Consider the following 13,848-nt stretch of genomic DNA (forward strand, 5'->3'; position numbering starts at 1 on the left):
GAATAGGAAAGTGAGTATATAAAATCTCTCTAGCAATATCTAGCACATTGTTTGTTGTCTCCTTTGTATTATTGACAAGCTGAGTCCTCAGTGTATCTCCTTCACCGCCAGAATTTCCGTGCGGAAGCCAGAGAAGGAGGAAAGCAACACCTTCTCCTTTGCGAATGCACCTGTCTCCTCAATGTATTTTGCAAAATGTTCAATCCTGAAGGCGTCTTTCTCAGGCACCTTCACTGAAACGAAGGCAGCTCTTGCAGGGGTTGCTTCAATGTCGTTCAGTGCCTGGAGCAAACTTGTGCCCATCCCGAGGTCTGCTCTTCCCCGGACTGGGTGTTTCTTCAACACCTCTATGCTCTTTCTGGTGAAGCCATTTACCACATGCTCAACTAGTGCATCAGCCATCTGGTTGGCTATCTTCACAACTTTCATCAACTTTTTTTCGTGAGAAAGATCGGCAATTAATTGATTATCAATGAGCCAGATGTTGCCGTCTCCCAGATACTCAATTGCTTTTTTCAAGTCGAAGTTACCTTCAAAGCAAAATGGTGCATAACCAATTACCAGCACAAGTTTATGCTCGTAAATTTCCTTCAATGCCTTTGCAATTCCCATCCCAGTTTTACCTCGAAGAGCGGTGATTACCACTATTATGTCTGGCTCGCCCACTGCCTCAGTAATCTTTTTGTAGTTGGCAATGCAAAGATGGTAAACATCCTGGCTTGTGTATTCCTCCAGGTTTCTCTCTGAAAGGTAGATTCGGTGCTGGGCTGCAGCACTAAGCAGACTTCCGCCGAGACAGAGGTTGATTGCCACTTTCTTGATTCTTGGCGTTTCTATTTTTATTTCCCTGAGCGTGTTGATGCCGGCGCCGCCGCAACCCACCACACAGATGTCAATCGGGGCAGAGCAATCATCAAACATCTTTATTACATTCATAGTCCCACCCCCGTTCATTTGACCACCTACCTTGTAAGCTCTATTGTTCCAGGCACAATCTCGTATATCCCTTCAGGTTCCAGTGGCACCAGTGATTTGACTCCAACTGCAATTGCCATCACTCTTATGCTACCTTCGAACTCTGGAAGAATCCTTGCACCGAAAATTATGTTTGCATCTTCACTAAATTGGGAAGCAATTCCTTCAATCACTGCATTGGCATTTCTCAGCGTAAGCTTGGTTCCACCAGTAATGTGAATTATTGCTGCTCTTGCACCTGTGTAATCCACATCCAGAAATGGATTGTTGAGGGCATCCTCTACAATTTTCTCTGGCTCCTCCTCAGAACCCTCGCCGTAAAGCAGGGTACTCATGTTTCCATCTGCATACGAAAAAATGGTCCGCATGTCTGCGTAATCAATGTTGATCAACGAGGGTAGCGTGAGTGTGTCAGTAACGCCTGAAATCATTTCTGCAATCACCTGGTCCATCACACCGAAGGCATGCTCAAGCGGGAGCGTGGGTGCAATGTCCAGAAGCTTGTTGTTGTCCAGCACGATCAGACAGTCCGAAAACCTCCGCAGGGCAGCGATTCCCTGTCTGGCTGTATGAATCCGCCCTTTTTCATACCTGAATGGAGATGTCGCTACAGAAATCACAATCGCTCCTGCCTCCTTTGCAATCTCTGCCACAACAGGGGCTGCACCTGTGCCTGTTCCACCACCCATACCTGCAATTACGAATGCAATCTGCGTGCCTCTGAATACGGTCTCAAGTTCTCTCCTGGAAAGCTCGGCGGCATGTGCACCTATCTCAGGTAAGCCCCCAGCACCATTTCCCCTTGTGAGGTGGCCTCCCAGTAAAATCTTTTTCTTTGCATGGATTGATTTGAGATGGACATAGTCCGTGTTGATTGCGATGGAATCAATGTTCTTTACTCCGAGCTTCTGGAGGTGGTGTAAACTGTTGCATCCAGCACCGCCAACCCCAACAACTTTTATGTTCAGCTCTTGCTTTGGCAGGGGATACTCTTTTTCGAATTCTTCCGCATCTTTTATTATGGAATTTATTGTCATGGTCCCACCCCTTCTGGTTTTGTTCGGACAATCTGGCTATTGGCTTTTTGTGATGGCGATTTCTTTTAGCTTTTTCTCCAGGTAATCTCTGATTGCATTCCTTATCGCCTCCTCGATGCTCACGGCGTCCATCCCCTCGCTTATCATCGCCTCGAGTTTCATTGCGAGGCTTTTGGGAAGTGCGAGAGTAACCACCATGATGTTTTCAGGAGGCAACTGCTTCTGGATGTAGTCATCGAGAGCACGGCGGATTACCTCTGAGAGATTTTTTTCGTTGTTCTTTTGCTGGATTTGCTCCAGTTTCTGGAGATACTCCAGAGGCAAGCGCACCGTTATTCTTGCGGTCTCTTCCGCCATCATACCACCGTCAGCCATTTGCCATTATTTTGTCCGACAAATAGACATACACTTAGAAGTATATAAACCTTTGCAGGATGCAAGTTTTATTAATCATCTAATATATTTTGATATATATAATTCTGTTCTTTTATTTATCGAAATCCCTGCTTCTTTTAATTCAGCCAGGCATTTTTTCATTGTAGTTTTTTCAGGAAAAATCACATAGTATGAATCAGTTCCCACAACTCTCAAAATAAGAATTTTCAGTCCTTTTTCCAGTATCAGATTGTCCACTCTAGCTTTGAATGTCACGAAAGGCATTATGTTTTCTGGCACGTTTGGATAAGTGAGCACGCTCACAACTTCTGCAAAATGTTCCATGTAATTGTATACATTGCCCGAGATTTAGATTTTTCTAAAGGTGCACGGCAGAATGGTGAGAAAGGTTATTAAAGCAGGAAGGCGTAGAGGTTTCTATGGCTTGGACTGTGGTGAAAAAATGAGTGAAATCATGGATGGCTTGTGTAGAGCTGGGATAATTCAAACTGACATGGAATATATCAAAAAGAAAAAGGGAAACGAAGGGCTGAATACATTAGATAAGGTTTTAAAGGAAATGGGAATTAATCTTACACAAATCAAGAGTATGCGTTCCCGAGACCAGGTACCACTCAGTATGCGATGTAAATTTCTGGATGCCTGTCTGAAGGTGTTTGATGGCAAGATCGAGAAAATAAGAGAGATGGGCAGAGAAGCACCTAAGGCCTCCATGCTGATAAAGATGCTGTATCCGTTTCATCTCAGTCCAAATTACGCTTTGACACATGCATCTCGCGTGTGGCGAGACCATTACTCTGTGGGAGAAATTGTAATTTTGGAAAGTGGACCAGGACATGCTCTGTTTGCCCTGAAAAATTTCAGGACAACAAAGCTAATGTGCGTTTTTCTTGCTGGTGCATTCGCAGGTGTGGGTGACCTTACTAGAGCAAAGAATCTGGTATGCACAGAGGTAAAATGTGTGCATGCGGGGCATCCTTGGTGAGAATACTCTTTTAAGTGGGATACATGATTTTTTTCCAAGCCAGGGGAGGAAGGAAAAAATAAGAAAAATTATTAAAGGAGTGGAGATATAGGAATACTAGATACCAAAAGTTGGTGTGGAAATGGTGGAAATATCAGAGGGTTGGTGTAAGGCAGGGTTATTTCATGCAAATCTGGACTATATCAAGAAGAAGAGAGGCGATGAAGGACTGCGTCAGTTAGACAAGAAGTTAGGGGAAATGGGCATCTCGCTCAGCCAGATTCGGACAATGCGAACTCATGACCATGTTCCTCTCACCGTTAGAGCAAGATTCCTAGACGCCTGTCTGGATGTTTTTGAAGGCAACATTGAAAAAATAAAGGAAATGGGAAGGGAGGCACCTCGTGTCTCTTCCCTGATAAAAATGATTCTTCCCTACTTTCTCACAATAAACTATACCCTGAAACATGCTCCAGCACTATGGAAAGAGCACTATTCAGTTGGAGAACTCGTGGTTCTGGAGAATGAGACAGACCATGCCCGTCTTGCCTTGAAAAATTTCAGGTCAACAAAGTTGATGTGCGTTTACTTCACTGGCTACTTTGTTGGTGTGGGCGACCTTTGCAAGGCAAAGAATATGGTGTGCACTGAAGTAAAATGTGTCCATGATGGGCAGGAATGGTGCGAATTTGCTTTTAAGTGGGATGTGTAGGAAAACAAACACGGAAGAACTAGTCGCACTAATTTTTTCCATCAGTTGAATTTACCTGAAAGAACGAAATGTCGCTAGAGAGAGTGTTATATACAGGGAAGAACATAATTCCAATTGAAAATACAGCTCAGAGAGGCGGTGGCTATGGAACAAGGGTATTGCAAAGCAGGTTTATTTCATGCAGATGTTGAGTACATAAAAAAGAAGAAAGGAATAGAGGGAATTGAGGCACTGGACAAAATATTGAAAACAATGGAATGCAAGGCAAGTATAAATCAGATTATGAGTATGAAACCCGCAGAAAATGTGTCCCTGGAAATTCGCAAAATGTTTCTAGATGCCTGTTTTCAAGTCCTGGATAAGGACTCAGAGAAGATAAAAGACATGGGAAGGAACTCTCCTTCCATTTCACCCATACAGAAACTCGTACTAGGTCATTTTATGTCTCCTGAAAAGGCGATTAGTTACGGTCCAAAATTCTGGCGAGAAAATTACACCAAGGGAGAGTTTGTAATTCTAGAAACAGGAAAAGATTTTTTTCGCTTTGCAGTGAAGAACTTTCAACTGAGCAAGGTCTTCTGCGATCATTTATCTGGCTACATTGAAGGGATAGGGCGCCTCTGCAAAATAAATGCTGTTACTTGTAAAGAGATAAAATGTATTTACGATGGTGCTGAGCATTGTGAGTTTGAAGTAAGAGCGGGTTAATCAGATCCTTACCTCATCAAGAAAAACCAGAAATAGGGCAGATACAATGATGTCTGCAGTGGTTCCGGGGTTAACCTCATCTCTCTCGAGTTTTTTAAACAGTTGCCTAAACTTCATCTGGCTTTTGCATCCTACTGGGGCAAACGCGGCCCTCTTATTATAGAGCTCAGCAGCCAGTTTTTGCAATTGTAGTGCATACCTTTTCCCTTTTTTGCCTATGACAAGATTGTCTACATAACTACTGAGTGCAAACAGAAAACCATGCTGGACCGCCTTCTCTATTCCCTTATCCAGATTTTCTATGATCTCTTTTGCTGTGCCTTGCGTAAGTTTATAACACTCCACATATTCGTAACAGATACCATTTACCTCAATACCTGCACTCATCCAATCATAGAGAGCCACTTTTTTTCTTCGCACAAAATTTGCGATATCATCAGATTTCACATTCAGTTTTCCTTCAATGTCTGGTAACTTATCGAAGTCAGTCATCCGAATTGCTTTAATATACTTCAAGGTATCCTCCCAATCTGCTCTTTTAATGCGCGTCTGGACATCTGCAAAATTTACTACTCCATTATTTGCACACGCTGACGCAAGGAGCGGCGTCAGCAAAAAAATGGAGCCAAGGTGTGTATTGCCACCCTTCTGTACTGAAAGCATGGTTCTGGTAGCTTTCATCACAGTATCACCAAGCGAAAATTTTGCAGCTAACTCTGGTAATCTCATACCAAGTTCTATCCCCGACACTAGAAAATGCTCAAATTTCTGTTCTGGAAAATCATGATAACGTGAGACATTACCTGGCTTGGGGACTGTGCACTCTATCACGAGAGCTTTGGTAGTAGCCAGTTGAAGCTTTTTAAGAACCTGTTCTCTCATGCCACTTCTATACCTGAACCAGGTTTTGGTTGTGGTGGCTTTTTCCCGAATTGCACGGTAGGAAGAGGAATGGGAGATGGTAGCTTCAAGTCCCTTGCGAGCAGCACTGCCTCTGGAATACAATTCATCATCACGACAGTATGAATCTCTGATGCCATGTCATTTGGAAGATTTCCCGTCTTTGACCACATTTCCGTGATTTCTCTTGAGTTGCATTCATACAGAATCTTTCCCTCAATTTTTATAACGCCAATTCCCACAAAATTTGCAGTAAATCTGAAATCAAAACTTGCTTCTTTATCAGAAATAGGTGTAATCATGGTAACGGTGCTGTTATGGTCCACTCTGATGTTAGGAAATTTCTCGCCAAGATTTGCAAATCTCTTTGCTTCTATTGAAATCAACTCAAAGTTCTTTATGCCCATGCTTCCGCCTATATCTTTCTATGCTATAGAACTTTCGGAATGTAAACAGGAGCACCACAGCAGCTAAAACTGGGAATGCTAGATACTCAGAAAGCGTATGGATGCAGTGTACCTCATCCGTCACTGTAGAATAGAGCCATGGTAGGTCCTTCACGCTTACATTGAGAAGAATTCCACAAACTTCGCCATCTACAGCATTACCTGGCACCACAACTCTTACATAAATCATTACAGTAGATTGAGCTGGGATGTATATTTCAGAAATCGGGTTTCCATATTGGTCTAAGGTACTCACATTCCATTCTGTCAGATTGCCCGTAACTCCAATCTTCGCAATTTCCCCAATGTAGCCAGTATTTGTGAGATTATGGGAAATAAGAACAGTTGAATTTGGGAGTACCACTATAGTTCTAGGCATGTCTATCTGAATCCCCTTTAGTGGAGTAACCACAATGCTCTCTGTGCTTCCACCTATGCTTTCCACATTTACATATACAACAGTGTAATCTCCGTAGTTGTGGGCAAACACTGGTAGCTGAGTATTTTTGGTGAGTGAGTAGGCCATGTATTGCTCATAACTGCCAGAGACCACGAATTTCAGCCTCACCCATGGGATGGTCATACCTGTATTCACTACATCTGCGCGGATTTCTGATGCTGTGCCATCATTTGTTGTGTTATAGCTAATTGAAAGTCCAAATTGGTCCTCTCTTATGAATCTGTGTTCTGTAATTTGTGACCCATTTACATGTGCCATCACAAATCCATAATATGGAAAATACTGCTTGTCAAGGTCTCCACCTGCATTACCAGCCATTATACATGGGAGGCCTGGAGCACTTGTAGAAATAACATCACTACCTGTTGAGGTAAGGTTATAAACAACATAGTCATGGATGTGTCCACAGTACACTTGTGAAATGTTGCCAGAGAGCAAGTGGAAAATTTCAAGGGCATTGCTCCTATTCAAAAAGGTCTCGTTCACTGTCCAGTCAGAGTTTGGATTCGGGGGTAGGGCAAGGGAGTGATGCATCACCGCTACTTTTATCGGTTCCGAATTAGACGCAATATCTGAGTAAAGCCAGTTTTTCTGATTGCCATAGATATAGCCCCCATACATTCCAGTATTTCCTACAAACCACCATGAATCTTGGTCCTCGTAGGTATCCAACACAACAACATGTAGGTTTCCATAATCAAATGAATAGTAAAGCGGTGCAATCCATTCCTTGTAATGCGCCTCTCCGAGGCCTTGTGTGTGACCTCTAGATACATCATGGTTTCCTACGGATGCTGCAAGAAAATTTCGTAAGTAGCCCAATGCTTCCATCGCCTCCCCATACTCATAGTCGTTAACTGGAGAGGTATAGCCAGTGCCAAACATGTAATCCTCATCCATTGTTCCAAGCCCATCTACAAAATCACCAGCATGGAGAATGAGCGGAGGATTTACAAGATTTGTCTGGTTAATGATGTTCAGAAAATGAACTGACTGCTCCACATGTCCACCAGGTGGAATGGCGAACGGTGGCTGACTATCACTCATGAATACATACCAGTAATCATCGGGCATATACCATGGCAAAATTTCAACCACTTTTGTTTGGCCAGCAGAAAGTGGTAATGCAAGCAGAACTATGTTTTGCCCCACAGCAACAATGGTTGCATTTCTAAATTCAAACATATCTGGCTCAAGATTTCGCAGACCCAGGAATACGGTGCCATCAGATGTGCCGAGATTTGTGATTGTGATTTTTCCGTTCAACCCGAACATCCTAAACATAGCAAAATTGTTTCCCTTTGCTATCAACTCAACATTTCCCGCAGTTAGTATGGAAAACTGGCTGGTGGGGATCGCAGCGTAAACTCCTGTATCAAAGCCCGTTTCAATTACACCAGAGCCACTTGTACATGTTATTTTTACTCCATAATTCCCAGGCGCTGCATAAAAACTGGTCTGCCAGAACCCTGTGAAGGTATTGGAAACAATTGTCTGTGTACCACTGTAAATCACCACATTTACAGTGAGACCCGCTGAAGTCATGAAGTTAAATGTTAGTGTCATTCCAACACTCACTGAAAACTGGTAGTCCTTCACACGATTCTTGAAAGTGCTTTTCCACACCCCATCAATGTACACATTTTCGGTATTAAGATAGGAGAAGGAAACTTTTCCATATCCCAATGGTGAGCTTGGCTCAGAATCAATGTAGAATGCAAGTTTTCCCCAGTATTCCGGTGCATCCCCAATCGCCAGTGTTGTATTCGTGTCACCACTCCATGTCTTGGTAAGCAGATTATACCAGAGGTCCAGAGCAGTCCCTGCATTTGGATCTATGTCTATCTCGTCATCACCGAGAGTTAAGCCAGTATCATCATCCCATGCTTCAATTCGCACAAGAATAACAGGGTTTTTTGGGTAGACTGTGAATGTCAAGTTGAGGTTCAAGTAAACCTCGTCAGTTCCATCATAAACGCCAGTGGTCTGTGACTGCTCCTCTACATGAACCACAAAAAACGGGTCAGGGTCTCCTGCAATCCATGGATCAAGGTCAGGGTCACAGATAAAATAGTCCAGATGAACCAGAACTGTATAAGCACCAGAAATTTGAGGATATTGGCTTAAATCTACATTTTTCTGGTCACCATCCCAGTTTTCGGCAGTTGTTCCGTGGTAAAGGCCACCTGTGGGAACTGCAGCGAGAATGAGGCAAGCAATTATCAAGCTTCTTACTAACATAGTTAAAGTTATGAACATAGATTATTTAAGAGTTTCTTTGGTTCCCGAGGATATTGCTGTTGAGAATGATTATCTAGTTATGGATTAACCTAAAGCAATCATTATATACCACACATCGTTTGGATGCCAATGATGTCAGGGGCGGATTATATCGTAGAAGCAGAAAATGTACATAAAATTTATAATTCAGGGAGCACAAAGGTGCATGCACTTCGTGGTGTCTCTTTAAAAATAAAGAGAGGTGAAATTCTCTCTGTGATGGGGCCATCTGGTTGTGGGAAAACCACATTGCTAAATTGTCTCTCAGGGTTGGATACCATTAACAAAGGAATTGTGAAAATTGACGATAAAAGAATTGACAATCTCACTGATGTGGAACTTACCGAATATAGAGCAAAAAAAATGGGATTTGTTTTCCAGGCCTATAACCTTATTCCCGTGCTCACAGCAGTTGAGAATGTTGAGCTTCCGATGCTAGTCGCGGGTAAAAAACCGGATGTGGCAAGAAAGATGGCTTTGAAAGCTTTGAGAGAGGTAGGAATCGAGCAATGGGCTGAGCATCTTCCCAACCAACTCAGTGGAGGACAGCAGCAGCGGGTTGCAATTGCGAGAGCATTGGGGAACAACCCTGCTATTGTCTGGGCTGATGAGCCCACAGGAAATCTGGATAGCCAAAGCACAAAGGAAATTGTGAACCTTATAGTAAAGCTGAACAGAGAAAAAGGGCATACTTTTGTTATCGTTACACATGACCTTTTCGTGGGTGAGCATGCTCACAGGGTTGTGCAGATGCAGGATGGTAAAATCACGAGAGAGTATGTGCCTGAAAGACATGGTGAGACCCAATGAGTTTTGAGTTCCAGATGATTATTTTTTTGGCAGTAGTTATTGCAATCCTTTTTGCAGCTGGTTTCAAAAACAGAATCCTACTTAAACTTGGATTAAAAAATGCACTTAGGAGAAAGCTGCAGATTACGCTTGTTGTTGCTGGCTTGATGATAGGTACTGCAATGATTTCTGGCTCTCTGACGATGAGCGATACACTTAACTACTATTTTGAGAAAAGTGTCTATGATGACCTCTACCTTATTGACGAACAAATTTCAATTTCTTCAATTGACCCAGAAGCCACATACTATCCTTACACATGGTTCGCGGAACTCTATAAAAGTGTGCAAAACGACAGCTTGATTGATGGAATCGCACCACGAATTAGAGAAACGCTTCCTGTAAGAGACGCAAGAACCTTGTATGGAGAGGCCTCTCTCTCTGTTGTTGGAATTGTACCTGAGTATGACAAAACATTTGGGAATTACAAGAGTATTGAAGGAAAAATACTAGATGGCTCAGACCTTGGTCCATGGGAGTGCTATCTCACTCGTAAATCTGCAGAGAAAATGGAGGCAGTAAAGGGCGACACTCTTATTGTATTTTACAAAGGAGAATCCTGGAATTTGACACTAAAGGAGATTATTGAAAATGAAGGTAAGGTGTATTCAAATGCCTTAATATTGCGCCTTGAAACTCTCCAGACCATCATAGGGAAGGAAGGGAAAATTAATAGAATAATTGTTTCAAACAAGGGAGGAGTAGAAGATGGGTTGGAAAACTCTGAAACTGTGAAGCAGAAATTACTCGAACAGCTTAATGCTACAATTACTGCAGAGGATGCAGGGATTTATATTGAGGACCAAGTGAATGGACTATGGAGAAGTGTAGAAGCAAACAACACCACAGCTCTTCTCCTCAGCCTGCCTCTAAAATTTGCTTCCAAGCTTGCTGAGGCGAATTTCTCCTTCTCATCAGGCATATGCACGAATTTCATGGATTTCTCTTTACCGGAGCCACTTAGAAATGTCTATGTGAATCTAAGTGCCCTTGGGTTCAACATGAGTGTCCCAGTAAATACGACAGCATTGGATGAAAATGACGCAATTTTTGGAAATTTTACTGGTTTATTCGGAACAAGTTTCAGCGAGGTAAATGAAGGAGAGGTTGTTGTTGTCAACAACTTCAACATAAATGTCACAAGGAATGCAAAACAATTTCCAATTTCCATTTCTGTGGAATACCTGGCATATCCTGACTATAAGCACGCAGTGAAAAATTTCACAGTAAAGGATATTGTAGTAGCAGAAGGAAGAGGAGATTTCTTAAATGCGACCCTAATCTTCAACTATACTGATGCAAGAGCAATGTTTGGAAATCTGACAAACGCCTATCGCATAAATGCAACATATAGCCAGATTAAAGAATTGCTCTCTCAAACTGTCTGCCAGATGCCTGTTAGTGTTAAATCGGTGCGAAATTTCTTCACTGAGGAATTTGTTCAACACCTCACATTGAGCATGGAAGACTACACCTCAACAAGAATTTCAATTGCAAAAGGAATTTACACGGATTTCATGAGCCCACAGCCATACAATCTGAAAATTGCATTTACTAATTTCACGCTTCCAAATGGAACTGCAATCCCAATGCCACTTAACATAATGGCCATTGAAAATGGAACAGTGAGAGTTCTTGATAACTCCTGGCAGGATCAAAATCTTACTAATTTCTCGCTTACTGATAAACAGTGTATTCTTGTAGGAATGCTTTCTGCATCTGGTAAAGAGAACATTGAAATTTCTACCCTGAAACTTACAGGTGAACTGGAAGTCATGGAGTTTAAACCAATTGGTAAGCTTCCGGGAACACAGGTAAACCAAATTTCCAACACCACACTCATAGTCAATTACTCCACCGCACTCAAACTCTATTCTCTCGAAAATGGCTCTGTGAATTTTGTTCGGATGGAGGTGAGTTTCAGCAACATTGAGGAGCGCAGAGCCTTTGTCCAGTTTTTGAAGCAAAAGCTAAATGAGCTAACAACAAATGAAACTATCGGACTGGAAGTGCACACATCCAAGGCAGATAACTTAAAGGAGATGAAAGAAGCAGGGAGTATGATCTCCTCGCTTTTCCTGATGTTGGATGGCTTTACGATTTCTGCAGGGGTTGTACTGATAATTCTTATATTTTATTTATTGGCTGAAGAGCGAAAATCAGAACTTGGGATTGCTAGAGCTGTGGGAATGCAAAGAAGACAACTCATCCAGATGTTTCTATACGAGGGAATGGTTTATGCTGTGATTTCCGCACTTGTGGGAAGTGTGGTCGGAATTGCTCTTGGCTATTCCATGATTTATCTATTCACATTAACTTTCGCCAATTCTCTTGCGATTGTTGGTTTTAGTATTGTCCCCCATTTTGAACCAAGTTCTCTCTTGATAGCATTCAGTGTGGGTTTTTTGATAACAATTTTCACTATTTTCATAGCAGCTACAGTAATCAGTAAGTTGAACATAGTGACGGCTATAAGAAACATCCCAGAAACAAAAGAGAGAAAAGAGCAGAATTATAGAATTCTCGGCAGCATTTCCTTAATTGTGGGCATCCTTTTCGCTCTTAATGCAATTGTTGGAACAGCATTTCGAGGACTTTCAATTATCAGTGCACCATTCTTCCTGAGCTATGGGATTGCGGCACTTGCGACCCAGAAATATGGACATGAACGCCTTTTCCTTTCTAGCGCAAGTTTAGTCAGTATTGTGTTCCTCCTTATTCCCATGGATGTCTCATCAGAGGAAAGTTTTGGGTTCGACTTATTCATAGGTGTAGGCATATATATTGTATTTGCTGGTGTTGTGCTCCTCATTTACAACTCTCGCGTAATTTTAAATGGCCTCCTCAAATTTACAAGGAAGACCAAGTCGAAACGGATGAACGCAGTGATGAAAATAGCAATTCTCTACCCGATGCAGAAGAAATTACGCACGGCAACTACAATTTTCATGTTTGCAATTGTGATTTTTTCAGTGACGATGCTGGCAATGATTACGGGAATGCAGATGGGCAGTGTAAACAAGTTGTTAGAGGACAACTCTGGTGGATTTGACATTTTTGGTTTTACTGACCAGGACAACCCAATTAATAACATTACAGAGATGATTGCTGGGAACCGGAACCTTTCTGCTTCCGACTTCAAACACATAGCAAGTTTCTCCACCACCTATGGGTTTGTGTATACCAAGAATATGAGTAAGGAAAATGCAACACCATACACACTTTACGGTGTGGATGAAGCATTTTTAACTAGAAACACATACACATTTTATGCTATGGCTCCAGGTTATAACTCACCTGCAGAGGTGTGGGAGGCAATAAGGAGAAACCCTTCTCTAGCAGTGGTGGACAAAAATCTGGCTTACAAGTCCGAAGACATGACCCGGCAGAGAATGATGTATGGTCTCTCGGTGCTATCTGTAAATGTGAGTGAGAAAATAATTGTGCGAAACATGTATGGACAGGAGGCAAATTTAACAGTCATTGGAATAATGAACACAAATCTGATTGCTGGAATTTTCACGAACCAGAATTTTCTCACAAATGCATTTAACATCACCAACAAAACCGTTTTTGCAATTGCTCTCAACAAGCCAGAGAGAGCAAGTGAAATTGCGAAAAATCTGGAGAAGGAATTTTTGCCCTATGGATTCCGCACGATTGTGCTCAAAGACCTACTGGAAATGATTATTAAGATTGCTGCTAACATCATGAATCTGATGCAGGTGTTCTTGGGTTTAGGGCTGATTGTGGGTATCGCTGGCATTTCCATTGTTACTCTACGAGAGGTTACGGAAAGAAGGAGAGAAATCGGAATGCTCCGTGCCCTCGGTTTCCAGAAGAAAATGGTGACGCTGAGTTTCCTTGTGGAAATCTCCTTTGTGGCTTTGTTTGGAATTCTGCTTGGCGTAGGGCTTGGAATCGGCGTATCTTATGGTGTGTACCTCAACTCTTTTGGAGAGGAAGGAAGTGCGCCCTTCACTATCCCCTGGCTGAACATCATCATCATCGTTACCATTGCATACATTCTCACACTAGTTCTAACATCCTATGCTGCAGTGAAGGCCTCAAAGATTCATCCTGCGGAGGCGCTGCGGTATATCGAGTAGTGAACTTTTGAA

12 protein-coding genes are annotated in these 13,848 nt (G+C 42.3%); 5 read left to right on the forward strand and 7 right to left on the reverse strand.

The window, feature by feature from the left end:
- Positions 1-87: 87 nt before the first annotated feature.
- The 4 genes from QXD64_01385 to QXD64_01400 form a co-directional block, all read right to left on the reverse strand.
- A complete protein-coding gene (locus QXD64_01385) occupies positions 88-936 on the reverse strand; it encodes a hypothetical protein (GenBank protein ID MEM3395969.1) in 849 nt (282 codons plus the stop codon).
- 26 nt (positions 937-962) lie between these two features.
- Entirely contained in the window at positions 963-2,012 is a 1,050-nt protein-coding gene (gene ftsZ, locus QXD64_01390) for a cell division protein FtsZ (GenBank protein ID MEM3395970.1), read from the reverse strand.
- Positions 2,013-2,048: 36 nt separating this feature from the next.
- Positions 2,049-2,387 (reverse strand): ribbon-helix-helix domain-containing protein, encoded by a 339-nt coding sequence (locus QXD64_01395; protein MEM3395971.1) that lies wholly within the window; start codon positions 2,385-2,387, stop codon positions 2,049-2,051.
- A gap of 75 nt (positions 2,388-2,462) precedes the next feature.
- Entirely contained in the window at positions 2,463-2,732 is a 270-nt protein-coding gene (locus QXD64_01400; GenBank protein ID MEM3395972.1) for a DUF749 family protein, read from the reverse strand.
- 118 nt (positions 2,733-2,850) lie between these two features.
- On the opposite strand from QXD64_01400, the gene QXD64_01405 reads away from it, so the two are divergent.
- From QXD64_01405 to QXD64_01415, 3 genes are all read left to right on the forward strand, one after another.
- A complete protein-coding gene (locus tag QXD64_01405; protein MEM3395973.1) occupies positions 2,851-3,393 on the forward strand; it encodes a hypothetical protein in 543 nt (180 codons plus the stop codon).
- Positions 3,394-3,514: 121 nt separating this feature from the next.
- Complete coding sequence (locus tag QXD64_01410; GenBank protein ID MEM3395974.1) at positions 3,515-4,084, forward strand: hypothetical protein; 570 nt, start codon at positions 3,515-3,517, stop codon at positions 4,082-4,084.
- A 144-nt stretch (positions 4,085-4,228) separates the two neighbouring features.
- Positions 4,229-4,792 (forward strand): hypothetical protein, encoded by a 564-nt coding sequence (locus QXD64_01415; GenBank protein MEM3395975.1) that lies wholly within the window; start codon positions 4,229-4,231, stop codon positions 4,790-4,792.
- Here QXD64_01415 and QXD64_01420 read toward each other — a convergent pair whose 3' ends face one another.
- The 3 genes from QXD64_01420 to QXD64_01430 are packed head-to-tail and all read right to left on the reverse strand — an operon-like array spanning position 4,793 to position 8,839.
- Complete coding sequence (locus QXD64_01420) at positions 4,793-5,674, reverse strand: triphosphoribosyl-dephospho-CoA synthase (protein MEM3395976.1); 882 nt, start codon at positions 5,672-5,674, stop codon at positions 4,793-4,795.
- A complete protein-coding gene (locus QXD64_01425) occupies positions 5,671-6,099 on the reverse strand; it encodes a hypothetical protein (protein MEM3395977.1) in 429 nt (142 codons plus the stop codon). Before QXD64_01425 ends, QXD64_01420 begins: the two co-directional genes overlap by 4 nt.
- Entirely contained in the window at positions 6,080-8,839 is a 2,760-nt protein-coding gene (locus QXD64_01430) for a metallophosphoesterase (protein ID MEM3395978.1), read from the reverse strand. The genes QXD64_01425 and QXD64_01430 overlap by 20 nt, the downstream gene beginning before the upstream one ends.
- Before the next feature lie 129 nt (positions 8,840-8,968).
- Between QXD64_01430 and QXD64_01435 the strand changes: the two genes are divergently transcribed.
- Together QXD64_01435 and QXD64_01440 are read left to right on the forward strand one after the other, a co-directional pair.
- Positions 8,969-9,688 carry an ABC transporter ATP-binding protein gene (locus QXD64_01435; GenBank protein ID MEM3395979.1) on the forward strand — a complete coding sequence of 240 codons (720 nt, stop codon included), beginning with the start codon at positions 8,969-8,971 and terminating at the stop codon, positions 9,686-9,688.
- Entirely contained in the window at positions 9,685-13,836 is a 4,152-nt protein-coding gene (locus QXD64_01440) for an FtsX-like permease family protein (GenBank protein MEM3395980.1), read from the forward strand. The genes QXD64_01435 and QXD64_01440 overlap by 4 nt, the downstream gene beginning before the upstream one ends.
- Positions 13,837-13,848: the final 12 nt, after the last annotated feature.

The sequence above is a fragment of the Thermoplasmata archaeon genome, from assembly GCA_038874435.1.
In the GTDB taxonomy this organism is placed as follows: domain Archaea; phylum Thermoplasmatota; class Thermoplasmata; order Lutacidiplasmatales; family SKW197; genus SKW197.